This is a genomic window from Ligaoa zhengdingensis (assembly GCF_014384885.1).
GTDB classification, from domain to species: Bacteria; Bacillota; Clostridia; order Oscillospirales; family Ruminococcaceae; genus Ligaoa; species Ligaoa zhengdingensis.
In genome coordinates, this window is sequence record NZ_JACRST010000015.1 from 1 (window position 1) to 14,657 (window position 14,657).

At 54.9% G+C, this 14,657-nt stretch carries 12 protein-coding genes and 1 pseudogene; 12 read left to right on the forward strand and 1 reads right to left on the reverse strand.

What is annotated here, in order from left to right; genetic code table 11:
• The 10 genes and pseudogenes from H8711_RS09500 to H8711_RS09545 form a co-directional block, all read left to right on the forward strand.
• Nucleotides 1-409 (forward strand): annotated as a pseudogene (locus tag H8711_RS09500) (hypothetical protein); the annotation flags it as partial.
• A 66-nt stretch (nt 410-475) separates the two neighbouring features.
• Nucleotides 476-700 (forward strand): hypothetical protein, encoded by a 225-nt coding sequence (locus H8711_RS09505; RefSeq protein WP_249283237.1) that lies wholly within the window; start codon nt 476-478, stop codon nt 698-700.
• Nucleotides 701-742: 42 nt separating this feature from the next.
• Complete coding sequence (locus H8711_RS09510; protein ID WP_249283238.1) at nt 743-1,777, forward strand: aldose epimerase family protein; 1,035 nt, start codon at nt 743-745, stop codon at nt 1,775-1,777.
• A gap of 251 nt (nt 1,778-2,028) precedes the next feature.
• A complete protein-coding gene (locus H8711_RS09515) occupies nt 2,029-3,060 on the forward strand; it encodes an ABC transporter substrate-binding protein (RefSeq protein WP_249283239.1) in 1,032 nt (343 codons plus the stop codon).
• 159 nt (nt 3,061-3,219) lie between these two features.
• On the forward strand, nt 3,220-4,728 hold the full coding sequence (locus H8711_RS09520) for a sugar ABC transporter ATP-binding protein (protein ID WP_249283292.1): 1,509 nt from the start codon (nt 3,220-3,222) through the stop codon (nt 4,726-4,728).
• On the forward strand, nt 4,700-5,740 hold the full coding sequence (locus H8711_RS09525; protein ID WP_249283240.1) for an ABC transporter permease: 1,041 nt from the start codon (nt 4,700-4,702) through the stop codon (nt 5,738-5,740). Before H8711_RS09520 ends, H8711_RS09525 begins: the two co-directional genes overlap by 29 nt.
• A complete protein-coding gene (gene yjfF, locus H8711_RS09530; RefSeq protein ID WP_249283241.1) occupies nt 5,737-6,732 on the forward strand; it encodes a galactofuranose ABC transporter, permease protein YjfF in 996 nt (331 codons plus the stop codon). Before H8711_RS09525 ends, yjfF begins: the two co-directional genes overlap by 4 nt.
• A 256-nt stretch (nt 6,733-6,988) precedes the next feature.
• On the forward strand, nt 6,989-8,773 hold the full coding sequence (locus tag H8711_RS09535) for a histidine kinase (protein ID WP_249283242.1): 1,785 nt from the start codon (nt 6,989-6,991) through the stop codon (nt 8,771-8,773).
• A 23-nt stretch (nt 8,774-8,796) separates the two neighbouring features.
• Complete coding sequence (locus H8711_RS09540) at nt 8,797-10,002, forward strand: response regulator (RefSeq protein WP_249283243.1); 1,206 nt, start codon at nt 8,797-8,799, stop codon at nt 10,000-10,002.
• 45 nt (nt 10,003-10,047) lie between these two features.
• Nucleotides 10,048-11,925: a substrate-binding domain-containing protein gene (locus H8711_RS09545; protein ID WP_249283244.1), complete on the forward strand. Its 1,878-nt coding sequence runs from the start codon at nt 10,048-10,050 to the stop codon at nt 11,923-11,925.
• Nucleotides 11,926-12,004: 79 nt separating this feature from the next.
• Here H8711_RS09545 and H8711_RS09550 read toward each other — a convergent pair whose 3' ends face one another.
• On the reverse strand, nt 12,005-12,292 hold the full coding sequence (locus H8711_RS09550) for a helix-turn-helix domain-containing protein (protein ID WP_249283245.1): 288 nt from the start codon (nt 12,290-12,292) through the stop codon (nt 12,005-12,007).
• Between the two features lie 282 nt (nt 12,293-12,574).
• Here H8711_RS09550 and H8711_RS09555 point away from each other — a divergent pair, with 282 nt between their 5' ends.
• On the forward strand, nt 12,575-13,831 hold the full coding sequence (locus H8711_RS09555; RefSeq protein ID WP_249283246.1) for an AGE family epimerase/isomerase: 1,257 nt from the start codon (nt 12,575-12,577) through the stop codon (nt 13,829-13,831).
• Between the two features lie 204 nt (nt 13,832-14,035).
• Nucleotides 14,036-14,653, forward strand: a complete 618-nt coding sequence (locus tag H8711_RS09560; RefSeq protein ID WP_249283247.1) for a hypothetical protein — start codon at nt 14,036-14,038, stop codon at nt 14,651-14,653.
• The last annotated feature ends 4 nt before the right edge of the window (nt 14,654-14,657 follow it).

Consider the following 14,657-nt stretch of genomic DNA (forward strand, 5'->3'; position numbering starts at 1 on the left):
GACTGGAATCTTCGGAATCGGCGGAGTGGATCATGCAGTGAACGGCGCGGGCGAGCTGAAGGGCTACAGCGCGGCGGCTGTGTACTACACCTCCGACGAGATCAAGGCGATGGCCGGCAACGCTCCTGCTGCGAGCGGCACGACGGCCAGCAACCCGGAGACGGGCGGCGAGGTTCCCGCAGCGGTAGCGCCTGCGGCACCTGAGGCGACGATTCCTGTGGAGCCCGTAGTACCCGAGGCTCCTGCGGTGATCGAGCCGGCGGTTCCCGCTGCACCTGAGGCCCCCGCGGCTCAGGCTGAGACGGCGGAAGCCGGTATGCCGGTCTGGGCGATCGTGGCGATTGTGATTGCGGCTGCTGTCATCGGTGGCGCTGCTCTGATCGTGGTTCGCAGAAAACACGAGAACTGAGACTTGCATGACTGACCGCTGAAAGCGGACGGAAAATAAAAGAAATCGCGCTCGGCGCGTTCCAAAATGGGATGCGCCGAGCGCTTTTCCGCTCCTGTTCCAAAAGATTGTGCTGAATTGGCCGTGTTGCTTTGGCAATCTTCACAAAAATCGGAAAAACATATGGACAAAGCGATCAAAATATGCGATGATGGGAACACGGCCCAAAATGATGGATGGGATGAAGTCCGTTTTTTCTGCCTCAGCGCGGGAAAAACGGTGAAAACAGGAAAAAAGCCGGATGACGGGTGATATCCTGCAAGGGGAGCCCATCGAGCGGCGAAGGAGGTAGCTATGGAGATTACAAAGAAAAAATTTGGCGTCACCCACGTCGGGGATGAGGTCACCGCCTACACCCTCAAAAATTCTTCGGGCGCTTATGTAACTCTGCTGGATTACGGCTGCACAATTCAGGCGATCTGCGTGCCGGACCGCGATGGAAAGCTGGTCGATGTCTGCCTGGGTTATCATACAATCGAAGAGTATGAACAGAACGACAGCTATTTGGGCGCGGTGATCGGCCGCTTTGGCAACCGCATTGAGAAGGGCCGCTTTGAATTGAACGGAAAGACCTATGAGGTGGCGGTCAACAACGGCCCCAATCATCTGCACGGCGGCATGAAGGGCTTCGATAAATACATATGGGATGTACTGACCACAGACGATTCGATTCAATTTTCCCGCCTTTCCCCCGATATGGAGGAGGGCTATCCCGGCAACTTGGCCGTTTCAGTGACCTATCGTTTCACAGAAGAAAACGAGCTGGTGCTGGATTATCAGGCGAAGAGCGACGCGGATACCGTCCTCAACCTGACCAACCACTGCTATTTCAACCTCTCCGGCGAGGGCAGCGGCACCGTTCTCGACCATGACCTGCAACTGCTTTCCAGCCATTATATGGAGGGCGACGCCGATTGTCTGGCCACCGGCAAGGTGCTGGACGTGGCGGGCACCCCGTTTGACTTCCGCGAGGCCAAAAAGATCGGCCGCGACATCGGGATGGACGACGTCCAGCTCAAATATGGCGGCGGCTACGACCACAACTTCATCATCGACAGCAAAGCATACCTGAAGAAAACCGCAGTGCTGAGCTCGAACGCCACCGGCATCCGGATGACCGTCTGGACCACGCAGCCCGGCGTACAGGTGTACAGCGGCAACGTGTTGACCCATCGCCAGGGCAAAACCGGCGTTTATGACCCGCACGACGCCCTGTGCCTGGAGACCCAGCACTTCCCCAACTCAGTCGGCAAGAAGGAATTTCCCAGCGTCATCCTCAAAAAAGGCGAGGAATACAGCCAGCTGACTGTCTATCACTTTGAAAGATAACGATTTTACTCCTTGCGGGGTCAAATCGCTGTCTATACAGCAAGTTGATTGCCAAGAAAACAAGCGGTCAAATTGCCTAAAATGGGTTAAGAAAATGGAATGTTTTTATCCGCGCAATGCGATTTTAGCTCAAGATGTTAAAAAATCGCAAATTTATGTTTTTTTATCGTAAAGACTAACCGGTCTTTTTGCGATAAAATAAAAACACCGAAAGGGACATAAAGTCCCTCAAATTAAAGGAGGATTTTTACATGAAAAAAATATTGGCAGCCATGTTGGCTATGTGCATGGTGACTGCGGTCCTGAGCGGCTGCGGCAGCACTCCGTCTTCTTCTGATCCTGCTCCCGCTCCCTCTTCTTCTGCTGCGGAGCCCGCTCCTGCTGAGCCCTCCAAGGCTGAGAACGAGAAACTGGTTGTTGGTTTCGCTCAGATCGGCCAGGAGTCCGGCTGGCGTGACGCTGAGACCGCTGACCTGCAGTGGTATGCGGCTCAGAACATCGACACCATCGATTTCAAATTTGCTGATGCTCAGCAGAAACAGGAAAATCAGATCAAAGCGATCAAATCCTTCATCGACATGGGCGTTGACGTCATCGGTCTGGCTCCCGTCGTTGAGACCGGTTGGGACGCTGTTCTGACCGAGGCCAAAGAGGCTGGCATCCCCGTTATCTTCCTGGATCGTAGCGCTGCTGTTGCTGACGATCTGTATGCGACCTTCATCGGCGCTGACTTCGAGCTCGAGGGCAGAACCGCTTGCGACGAGATGGCTACCCTGCTCGGCGCTGAGGGAGGCAAAGTTGTTGAGCTGGTTGGTACCGTTGGTGCTACCGCTGCGATCGGCCGTCAGAAAGGCTTCACCGATCAGCTGGCCAATCATCCCGAGATCGAAGTGATCGACTCTCAGAGCGGTGACTTCACCCGTGCGAAGGGCAAAGAGGTTATGGAGTCCTTCCTGAAGACCTATGGCGCTGAGATCAAAGGCGTTTATGCTCACAACGATGACATGATGCTCGGTGCGATCGAGGCTATCAAAGAGGCTGGCTTCAAACCCGGCCAGGACATCAAGACCGTTTCCATCGATGGCGTTAAGGCGATCTTCGAGGCTATGGCTGCTGGCGAAGCGAACGTCAACGTCGAGTGCAACCCGCTGCTGGGCGAGTACTTCTTCACCACCGCTGCGAAACTGAAAGCTGGCGAGGCTGTTGATCACAGAATCGTTGTTCCCGCTGAAGTGCATCGTGCGGAGACCGCTGCTGAGGATCTGCCGAACCGCAAGTGGTAATCATTCGTATCTAATTTCGCTTTTTTCATTTTCTTAATCCAATAAACTGTCGAAATCCGCTCCGGCAATGAATGAGTCGGAGCGGATTTCCTCAGTTAAGGGATAAATTTCGACGCAAGGGAGGATATTGCTGTGAGTAAGGAAAATGCGCTGGTCCAGATGTCGCACATCTCCAAACGCTTCCCTGCGGTAATCGCATTGAATGATGTGCAATTCGAGCTGAAGCGTGGAGAAATTCATGCGCTGCTTGGAGAAAATGGCGCTGGCAAATCGACGCTCATCAAAGTGTTGACGGGCGTGGAGATTCGTGACGAGGGCACAGTACTGATGGAGGGGAAAGAAATTTTCCCGCACAGTCCGTTGGAGGCCCAGGAAGTTGGCATCAGCACCGTGTACCAGGAGGTTAACCTCTGTCCCAACCTGTCGGTGGCGGAGAACATCTACATCGGCAGAGAACCCCGCAAGGCGGGACACATAGACTGGAAGACAATCAACAAAAACGCGGCGGAGCTGCTCGCCCGTTTTGATATGAATATAGATGTGACAAAGACCTTGGATTCGTATTCCGTCGCCGTGCAGCAGATGGTCGCCATCGCGCGCGCGGTGGACATTTCGGCGAAGGTTCTCATTTTGGACGAACCGACCTCGAGTTTGACTGCAATTGAGGTTCAGAAGCTGTTCGACATCATGCGGAGACTGCGCGGCGAGGGCATGGGAATCATCTTTGTTACCCACTTCCTCGATCAGGTGTACGAAGTTTCAGACACCATCACGGTTCTGCGCAACGGCGAGTATGTCGGCACCTATGCGGCGGCCGATCTGCCCAGGGTGGAGCTGGTCGGTAAGATGATCGGTAAGGATTACGCCGAGCTGGACAAGAGCGCGAAGGAGAACCGCGCCAGCAAAGAAGCCGGCGAGTTGTGGATGAGCGTCCGCGGCGCCTCTACCACGGGTATTGCGGATGTCGATCTGGATATCCACAAGGGCGAGGTGCTCGGCTTCTCCGGCCTGCTCGGCTCCGGCCGCAGTGAGACCGCACGCCTGCTCTTCGGTATCGACCACATGGAAAAGGGCGACGTGACGATCGCCGGGAAAAAGGTGGAGCTGAAAGGCACCTTGACGGCGATCCGCAGCGGCATAGCGTTCTGCCCGGAAAACCGCAAGACGGAAGGCATCATCGGCGACCTGAGCATCCGCGAAAATATCATGCTGGCGCTTCAGACCAAGCGCGGCCTGTTTAGAAAGCTTTCCCGCTCTGAGGCGGAAAAGCTGGCGGATGAGTACATCAAGAAGCTGGAGATCAAGACCCCGTCTCAGGATCAGCTCATCAAAAACCTGTCCGGTGGTAACCAGCAGAAGGTCATTCTGGCCCGTTGGCTGGCCACCAATCCCGATCTGCTCATGCTGGATGAGCCCACCCGCGGCATCGATATCGGTACCAAGGCGGAAATCCAGAAGATCGTCGTGCAGTTGGCCGACGAAGGGATGGCGGTTGTCTTTATCTCGTCTGAGATCGACGAGATGCTGCGTTGTTGCGGCCGCATGGTGGTTCTGCGCGACAAGAAGCGCGCTGCGGAGCTGACCGGCAACGAGATTTCTGAGGCTACCATTATGCAATATATCGCAGGAGGTGTGGAGAATGCAAAGCAAGCTGAAGAAGTTAACTAAGTATCAGTTCTTCTGGCCTTTGATGGTGCTGCTGCTGATCATTTTGATCAATGGTATCATTTCGGGCGGTTCTTTCTTCCAGATTAACATCGTAGATGGCCACCTCTATGGCCGACTCATCGACATCCTCCGCAATGGCAGTAAGTTGATGATTTTGGCCACTGGTATGACCATGGTTTTGGCTACCGGCGGCACCGATATTTCGGTCGGTTCGGTTATGGCCATCAGCGGCGCAATCGCGTGCTGCATCATTGATGGAAGACTTCTTCCGAGCGCTGGCGGCAGCGTGGCGGTCGCAGTGACCCTTGCTCTGTTGGCCGGTTTGGCCTGCGGCATCTGGAACGGATTTTTGGTTGCTAAGGTCAAAATTCAGCCGATCGTTGCCACTATGATTCTGATGGTCGCTGGCCGCGGCATTGCGCAGTTGGTCACCCAAGGTAAAATTGTCACCATCAACTCGGCTGGCTATTACTACATCAACGGCGGCTACATTTTGGGTTTACCCTTCCCGCTGTATATTGTCGCTTTTGTGGTGTTGATAACCTTGCTTTTTGTGAAAAAGAGTGCCTTCGGCCTGTTCGTTGAATCGATCGGCTGCAACTCCACGGCGAGTAAATTTACCGGCATCAAGGTGGACAACATCAAATGGGCCATCTACGCGTTCTGCGGTTTGATGGCGGCCTTGGCGGGACTGATCGAGAGCGCGGGCATCAAAGCGGCGGACTGCAACAACTGCGGCTTGATGATCGAGCTGGATGGCATCCTTGCGGTAGCTATCGGCGGTACTTCCTTGGCGGGTGGCCGTTTCTCCATCCCCGCCAGCCTGATCGGCGCTTTGGTCGTTCAGAGTATCACGACTACGGTGTTGGCTCTGGGTATTGCGCCTGAGATCACCAGCGTATTTAAAGCAATCGTCGTTGTTATCATCTGCCTGATCCAGTCCAAGGAGTTCAAGGAGATGCTCACAAAGCGCTTTGCCGGTAAAAAAGGAAAGGCGGTGGCGCAGGCATGAGTACTTTGAGCGTGGAAAAAAAGAATAATAAAAAATTAAGTATTACAAATATTTCCCTTTTGATTACGATTGCACTGTTGGTTCTGACATTTGTTGTCGGCTCTTTGCGCTACGACAAATTCGGTTCCCTTTCCACCATCTTCAATGTGTTCAATGATAACGCATACCTGATGGTGGTGGCTGTGGGCGTCAACTTTGTTTTGCTCACGGGCGGCATCGACATTTCGGTCGCCTCCACTGTGGCATTCACCAGTGTTCTCACCGCCTTCCTGCTGCGTGCGGGCTGGAATCCTGTCCTGGCCATCGCCTTGGTCCTGATCATCAGCATGGCTGTGGGTGCTGGCATGGGCGTCCTGATTCAGTGCTTCAAGGTTCAGCCCTTTATCGCTACCCTTGCGGGCCAGTTCCTATTGCGCGGCATGTGTACGGTTATCACCATCGACTCCATCCCCATCACCGATGACTTCTTTATGTTCATGGCGCTGAAGAAGCTCACCATTGGAAAAGCCAAGCTGTACTACTATGTGTTGGTGGCCTTGGCCATCATCGCGATTGCTTACTACGTGCTCAAATTCACCAAATTTGGCCGCAATGTGTACGCGATCGGCGGCAATGAGCAGAGCGCTCTTCTGATGGGTCTGCCGGTGGCCCGCACCAAGATTCTGGTCTATGTCATCAGCAGCTTCTGCGCTTCGCTGGGCGGCCTGCTCTTCAGCTTCTACACGCTGGCCGGCTATCCTCTGCAGAACATGGGCATGGAGATGGACGCGATTTCCTCCTGCGTTATCGGTGGTACCCTGCTGACCGGCGGTGTCGGCAATGTCATCGGTTCCGCGTTCGGTGTTCTGATTCAGGGCCTGATTCAGACGATCGTCACCTATGAGAATCTGAATACCTGGTGGACCAAAGTTACCATCGCGGCGTTGCTCTGCATCTTCATCGTGATTCAGCGTTTGCTCGCAATCCGTGCTGAGAAGATGAAAGCGAAATAAGAGCGATAGGTCAATACAATACTCAATCAATAAATAGTCTGGCTACTGAAAACGTAGCCAGACTATTTCCGTTGGAAGCACATCGCTTTGCGGCTGGGGAAAATCAGGGCGGCGGCGAAGGAAATTCAAGATATTCGCGATATTCGACATAATTCGACAAAATATTTTTGAAAATCGCCGTACCATAAATTTACGCCCTATGACTTGTCTGCGGCTGTTCCAGCACGGACGGGTGCTTTTAGGAGGAGGGGGAAACGTGGAGAAAATCCTCGATTTTATCCGCAATACAAAACTGAAAAATAAGCTGATTTTCGCCTTCCTATTGATGGCGCTGATCCCGTTTGCCATCTTTTCCGTATTTAATGTGGGGTCGTTCATCAAGCAGACGCAGAAAAACGCGATGGACCACACCTCGCAGATGGTGGGGCAGGTGAACAACTCGATCGACACCTATATTGGATCAATCGATAAGATGGTGAACTACATCAGCCTTTCGCTGCGCAAGAGCCCTGTCTTTGATATCACCACAGAGGATGACGAAAATTGGGCGGAAGAGACCGAAGAGATTGAACAGCGATTGCAGAACATCGCCGCTTCCCACCACGAGGTAGCGGGCATTCTGCTGGCTACCAAGAACGATTTGTATGTGAGCACAGGCATGTCCCGCGTCTCCAAGGACCCATTTGCCAACGAAAAGTGGTATCAGGATGCGATCGCTGCGCCCGACGAGATCATCCTGGTCAGCAAGGCGTCCGGCCGGAATATTGTGACCAACCATGACTACAGTGTGGACGACGTATTTTCCATTGCCAAGGCGATCCGCAATCCGGTGGGGGGCGAGGCGCTGGGGGTCATCCTGCTGGACGTGCGCCACGACATCATCAAAAATTCAATTAATAACATCACCATCGGGGAGAAGGGCTTTGTATTTGTCACCGACAGCTCCAACGAGGTGGTCTATGCGCCGGTGAACAATGTGGTTTACCGCATCAATCCCAAGTGGTTGAGCCTGGGTGAGGATCAGCCGGTTTCGGCCAACATCCGCGGGGAGCAGTATCAGATCCGCTATAAACAGTCGGATTATACCGGCTGGAAGACGGTGGGCGTCTTTTCAGTCGATGAGATTATGGGCGCTGTCACTTATGTCACCTATGTGTTCGGACTTTGTATCGCGGTGGCGATGATCGTGGTGATCGCGCTTTCCTTCCGGCTCGCCAACACCATCACCAAACCGATCCTCAAGCTCAAACACTTGATGAAGCAGGCGGAGCGCGGCGATCTGACGGTGCGGTTTGACAGCCGGTACAACGACGAGGTGGGCGAGCTGGGTCTCAGCTTCAACCATATGATCGACCAGATTGACCAGTTGATCCATATGGTGTATGTCGAGCAGCAGAACAAGCGCGAGGCGGAGCTCAAGAGCTTGCAGGAACAGATCAAGCCCCACTTTTTGTACAACACCCTGGACACCATCAGTTGGATGGCGCGCGACTATGAGGCGGACGACATCGTGCGGCTGGTGGATGCGCTCACCAGCATGTTCCGCATTGGGTTGAGCCACGGCAAGGACATCATTACCCTCAAGGAGGAGATCACCCATGTCTCGAATTATCTCTATATCCAAAAGATTCGCTATAAAGACAAGCTGAACTACACCATCGAGGTGAGCGACCAGCTCTACAAATACCGGGTACCGAAGCTGATCGTGCAGCCGTTGGTGGAAAATGCCATCTACCACGGCATCAAGGCAAAGCGCGGGGGAGGCATCATCCACATCAGTGCGGCCCTGCGGCAGGACGGCAAAAAATTGACGATTTCGATACACGATAACGGGGCGGGAATCCCGCCGGATAAGCTGGAGGAGCTGAACCAACGGCTGAGCCAGCGGGCGGCCGCGGACGAAAACAGCAGCTTTGGCCTTTTCTACATCAAGGAGAGAATAAAACTCAGTTATGGTCCTGAGTACGGAATCCACCTGGAAAGCTCCCTTGGTGAGTGGACAACTGTGACTTTGACATTGCCGGCAGACGTTAATTTCTAAAAGAATAAGGATATGGTGAAACTATGTATCGAGTTCTTATCGCTGACGACGAAGAGATCATCCGCAGAGGGATTGCCAAACTGCTGGAGAAAGACAACGAAATCGAAGTGGTGGCGCAGGCAGAGGATGGGGAATATGCGCTGGAGCTCGCAAAGAAGTATCAGCCCGAACTGCTGTTTGTGGACATCAACATGCCCTTTTTAAACGGGCTGGAGTTTATTGAAAAAATCCACGAGGAGTTGGCGGAATCGCTGATTGTCATCATCACCGGATATGACGACTTCAAGTATGCGCAGCGGGCGCTGCAACTGGGGGTATTTGAATATCAGCTCAAGCCGATCAGTGAGGAGCGCTTTTACGATACCCTGAACCGGGCGAAACAGCGTTTGAGCAGCAGCCACAAGCAGCAGCGCTACCTCGATTGGGCGCGGATGCAACTGGAGAAAAATAAGGCCAACCTCACGGCAGAATTTTTGGATAAGTGGTTTGAGGGGCTCTATAGCGAGACCGAGATTGAGGAGCGCATTTCCTACCTGGGAATGGAGCTGCCCGACAAGTTCGGCGTGTCGATCGTGCACTTTCTGTCCAACGACATCTATGCGGAGACAGGGCAGAAGTGGGACGAGGAGCTGCTGTTTTACGCGGTGGAAAACATCGCGCGTGAGGTTTATGAGCCGCTCGCGCCCATCTCCTCCTGCAAGAACAGCTCGGGCGACCTGATTTTAATCTCCGCGAGCATCCCCGTGGAACAGTGGAACCTGGTGGAGGAGCGGCTGAAGATGCTGCTGCTGCAATATCTCAACCTGGAGGTCAGCCTGGTGCGCTGCGTGGGGGAGAACTACCTGACGCTGCCAGAGGTGTACGAGCACGCGCTCAGCGAGATCGAACGCCAGAGCGAATGTCCGCAGATTATCCGCGAGATCAAGGATTACATAGAGGAAAACTATTCCGATGAAAACTTCTCGCTGCAAGATGCGGCCAACTTCGCCCATGTGTCGCCGCAGCATCTCAGCCGGGTGTTCCGCCATGAAATCGGCATCACCTTTATGGATTATGTGACGCGCATCCGCATCCGCAAGGCGATCGAACTGCTGCGCGACGCGGATCTCAAAATTTATGAGATCGCACAGAAGGTGGGCTACTCCAGCCAACATTATTTCAGCAGCGCGTTCAAGCGGGTTCTGGGGGTATCCCCGCTGGAATACCGCAAGAACGAACAACACCGCTGACACCGTGGCCGGGAATATAAACTGGAAAGGAAGGCCGCGTGCATCATGAATGAAGATGGACAAAATATTAAAAAAATTATCTGGCGCGTGCTGGCAATGCTGGCCCTCATCTTGATGCTCCTCAGCATGTTTTCAGGTTGTCCACCAAAATCGCCGGACGAGGTGGAATACCTGATCGGCATTTCGCAGGCCAATATGCGGGAACCGTGGCGCCTGGTGCTGATGAGGGAGATCCAGGAGGAGGCCAAAAAGTACGACAATGTGCGCATTGTCTCCACCGACGCCACGCAGAACAGCGACAAACAGGTGAGCGATATCAAGCGCCTGCTCGACTACGGTGTAGATCTGCTGATCGTGTCCCCGTGTGATGCGCAGAAGATCACTCCGGTGGTCAGCGACGTCTATCAGTCGATTCCGGTGGTGGTGCTCGACCGCGCGGTGGAGGGTTTCGACTACTCCCTCTTCATCGGCCCGGATAACACGATCATCGGCAAGCAGGCCGGCGAAGCGGTGGTGGAACTGGCCGCAGGAGAGCAGGCCAGGGTTCTGGAAATCTGCGGGGATACCAGCGCACAGGCGACCATCGACCGCAGCAAGGGCTTTTCTTATGTGATCGGCGACTATCCCGGCATCCAGAGCATGCAGATCAGCGTGCCGACCGAGGCGCGCGACGCAGCCGAGGAGCAGGTGCTCAAATATGGCCAGGAGCTGGAGAACATCGATGTCATCTTTGCCTACAACGACTATATGGCGCTGGGCGCTTATCGCGCCGTGATGAAGCTGGGATACCAGGACATCAAAATTGTCGGCATCGACGGCTTTACCGGGGAGGACGGCGGGCTGGAATTGGTGCGCCGCGGAATCATCAGCGAGACGATCACCTGCCCAACCGGCGGCAAAGAGGCCGTACAGTACGCGATGGATATCCTGAAGGAGGTAAGCGGCGTGCCCAAACAGGTAATCCTGCGCAGCCACCGCGTGACAAAGGAGAATCTCGACGAGTACCAGGCGCGGCTGGAGGCACAGCCGGTCAAAGCGGATCGAATCATTCAGGTGGGTTACGCCCAGGTCGGCACCGAGAGCACCTTCCGCATCGCCGCTAACAATTCTGTCAAGGCGGCGGCCAAGGATGAGGGGATCAACCTGTTGAGCCTGGACGCCGATCAGGACCAGGAGCGGCAGATCGCAGCGGTGCGCGAATTCATCGCCCGCGGGGTGGATGTCATCGTCATCTCCCCTGTGGTCGAGACCGGGTGGGACGAGGTGCTTCAGGAGGCGCGCGACGCGGGCATCCCGGTGCTGCTCTCCGACCGAAAGATCATGGTGGAGGACGACAGCCTGGTGATGTCCTATATCGGCGCGGACTTCATCGAAGAGGGGCGCCGCGCGATGAAGTGGCTGCTGGAGGAGACCAAGAGCCAAAAGAAGCCGATCAAGATCATGGAGTTGCAGGGCACCAAGGGGGCGTCGCCCACCACCGAGCGCAAGCAGGGCTTTGAAGACGCCTTGCTCACCGCGCCCGGCTACAGCATCGTCTATTCGCGCGGCGGCGACTTCACCTACGAGGGCGGCAAGCGCATCGTGGAGGAATATCTCAAGGAGCACGAGTGGGAGATCGATGTGATCTTCTCCCACAACGACGACATGGCGCTGGGCGCGGTCGAGGCGCTGGAGGAGCACGACATCAACCCGGGTGTGGATGTCAAGATCATTTCGGTGGACGGCACCAAGCCCGCGCTGACCGCGTTGCAGGAGGGGAAGATCAACTGCGTGGTCGAATGCAACCCGCTGCTCGGCCCGCAACTGATGAAAGCGGTCGGCGACCTCACCTCGGGCAAGGAATTGCCCCTGCGCATCATCACCGACGAGAAGATATTTACCAAAGAAAATATCAATCGAGAGATCAAAAATAGAAATTATTAAAAAACAACCGCGGGCCGCGATAAAAAAGCGCGGCCCGCGGTTGTTTTGCGCCTTGCGGCAGGCAAAAGGGGAGTTTGATTCAAACTCCCCTTTTTCGATCAAAATACTGCACTAAGTTTTGGACAATCCGCTTTTCCTCCTCATTCAATCCGGAAAGATCGAGCGTTTGTTCTGTGGACAGTCCTAAAATATAATCGGTGGAAACCCGAAAAAGTCCGGCCAGCTCAATGATATATTGCGCGGTCGGACAGGACAGGCCCTGCTCCCATGCGCAGACGCTGGAGCGCGTGATATTGAGTCGTCTGGCCAGTTGGGTTTGCGACAGACCGCTTTGTTCCCGAAGCGCCTTGATCGTATTTGCTATCATTGCAGGCCCTCCCTTCTTTGTTAAGTATAACCGTACATAATTGATATTAGATTATCATTATATGTATAGTTTTATTGACAAAGAAAAAGAAATTTGCTATTCTTAATTTCAGTAGAAGGAACAACCTTCTTCCGGAAGGCCTTTTTTCAGCAGGAAGAAAAGATGCTAAAAAATTGTAAAATCTCCCTAAATAATTGCAAATACAGACGGGCAAAAAGCTGGTATGATTAGCTTGAATACGTGTGGGGTTGTTCCCGCACATGGAAAGGATGGGAAAATGAAATGGTAACTGAACTGAAACGCTGCAAGGAGGAAATTACACGCCACTTGGAGAACGAGCTGATCCCGTTTTGGATCAAAAACAGCTTGGACGAGCAGTATGGCGGTTACCTGACCTGCTTTGACAGCGATGGCGTCGCCACAGGGGACACCGACAAATATATCGTGACGCAAACCCGCATGATCTGGGGCTTCTCCGCCCTCTACCGGATGTACGGGGATCAGCGCTACCTGGAAGCGGCTAGGCAGGGACTTGAATTCTTCATCAAATATTTTTGGGATGAGGAATTCGGCGGCTGGTATTGGAAGGTTGCGCGCGACGGCGCCCTGCTGGACAACGGCAAGGTGGTATATGGGCAGACCTTCGCCATCTATGCACTCAGCGAATACACCTTGGCGAGCGGCGACCCGGTGGGCAAACAGTACGCCTGTAGGACCTTCGACCTGTTGCAAAAGTATTGCACCGATACGGCCAACGGCGGCTACTTTGAGAACCTCGAGCGCGACTGGTCCCTTTCAGCGCCCGGCTTTGCGGCGGGCGACCTCAAGTCGCTCGATATCCACATGCACACGATGGAGGCGTATACCACCCTCTACGAGTGCACCGGGGAGGAGATCCACAAGCGCAAGCTGGAGGAGATCATCGACCTGATTCTGACCAAGATGACCGACACCACGATCGGCTGCGGCTTCAACCAGTTTGATATCCACTTCAACCGCAAGCCGGCCATCAACATCCGGCGCACCTGGAATGCCGAGCGCGAGACCGGCGAGACGATCGATACCCCCACCGACACCACATCCTACGGCCACAACGTCGAGCTCTGCTGGCTGCTCAACCGCGCAGGCGAGATTCTGGGCAAGCCCGCCGACACCTGGAACGCGGTGGAGCGCAGCATGGTGGATCACGCGCTCCGCTACGGTTTCGACCACGACCGCGGCGGCGTCTACCGCGACGGCCCGCATCAGGGCGCGCCGTTGGTCACCGACAAGGAGTGGTGGCAGAACTGCGAGGTGCTGATCGGCTTCCTGGACGCCTACGAACACCTGGGCGATGAAAAATACGCCGAGGCGTTCGTCGCCACCTGGGATTTCGACAACCGCAACATGATCAACCACGAGGTGGGCGAGTGGCGCCAGCTTCTCACCGCCGACGGCAAGGTGATTATCCCCAATATCGGGAACCCCTGGAAGGGCATCTACCACACCGGCCGCGCCATGATGGAATGCAAGCGCCGCCTGGATAGGATGAGCCTGTAAAAAAGCGTGCTCTTAACAGCTCCCAACGGAGTGTAAGATATATATTGCCCGCGAACTGCGGGGTTATAAGGACGGGGAACACAGCGCGCGGCGAACTGCCGCACGCCGCGGCCGCGTCCGAAAGTAAAAAGGGAGGTGAGGAGAGGACGGCAGACTTTGGCAAGGTGTTTGGCCGAGAAACAAAGATTAAATGGAGGTAACATTGTGGGAAAAGGAAAAACATTTCAGAGAGCGGTTTCGATCGTTTTGGCAGCAGCCATGACGCTCGGCTCCTCCCTGCAAGCCGTTGCTGCACCGTCAGGGAGTGCGGAGGGGCGCAGGGGAAACTCGAATTATCTTTCCAATCAGGGTGAGCTGATGGATACGCCCCTGGTGCAGCTTCCAGTGGGCGCAGTGCGCGCACGCGGCTGGCTGGAAAACCAGTTGCTGCTGCAAAAGGACAACCTGACTGGCAACATGAAGGGCTACAACGACTACAACGAGGCGACCAGCGCCTGGCTCGGCAGCTCGGGCGAAAGCTGGGAGCGCGGCCCGTATTATATGAGAGGACTCGTCGCCCTGGCCTATGTGCTGGACGACGCGGAGCTCAAAGAGGAGGCCCAGGCTTGGGTCGAGGCTGTGCTGAAGAGCCAGCGCGACAACGGCTATTTCGGCCCCGGCGCAAACGACTGGTGGTCGAGAATGCCGGTGCTGATGGCGCTGCGCGACTACTATGAGGCGACCGAAGCCGCGGGCGAGCCCGACGAGCGCGTGATCTCCTTCATGGAGAACTATTTCCGCTACCAGGAGAAGGAGTTGCCCGGCCGGCCGCTCAGCAACTGAGCGG

Bases quoted from the DNA above. Each gene is read 5' to 3' on its own strand.
- H8711_RS09505 (WP_249283237.1), top strand. From the start codon at position 476: ATGGGATGCGCCGAGCGCTTTTCCGCTCCTGTTCCAAAAGATTGTGCT.
- H8711_RS09540 (WP_249283243.1), top strand. From the start codon at position 8,797: ATGTATCGAGTTCTTATCGCTGACGACGAAGAGATCATCCGCAGAGGG.
- H8711_RS09525 (WP_249283240.1), top strand. From the start codon at position 4,700: ATGCAAAGCAAGCTGAAGAAGTTAACTAAGTATCAGTTCTTCTGGCCT.
- H8711_RS09515 (WP_249283239.1), top strand. From the start codon at position 2,029: ATGAAAAAAATATTGGCAGCCATGTTGGCTATGTGCATGGTGACTGCG.
- H8711_RS09545 (WP_249283244.1), top strand. From the start codon at position 10,048: ATGAATGAAGATGGACAAAATATTAAAAAAATTATCTGGCGCGTGCTG.
- H8711_RS09510 (WP_249283238.1), top strand. From the start codon at position 743: ATGGAGATTACAAAGAAAAAATTTGGCGTCACCCACGTCGGGGATGAG.
- H8711_RS09520 (WP_249283292.1), top strand. From the start codon at position 3,220: ATGTCGCACATCTCCAAACGCTTCCCTGCGGTAATCGCATTGAATGAT.
- H8711_RS09555 (WP_249283246.1), top strand. From the start codon at position 12,575: ATGGTAACTGAACTGAAACGCTGCAAGGAGGAAATTACACGCCACTTG.
- H8711_RS09550 (WP_249283245.1), bottom strand. From the start codon at position 12,292: ATGATAGCAAATACGATCAAGGCGCTTCGGGAACAAAGCGGTCTGTCG.
- yjfF (WP_249283241.1), top strand. From the start codon at position 5,737: ATGAGTACTTTGAGCGTGGAAAAAAAGAATAATAAAAAATTAAGTATT.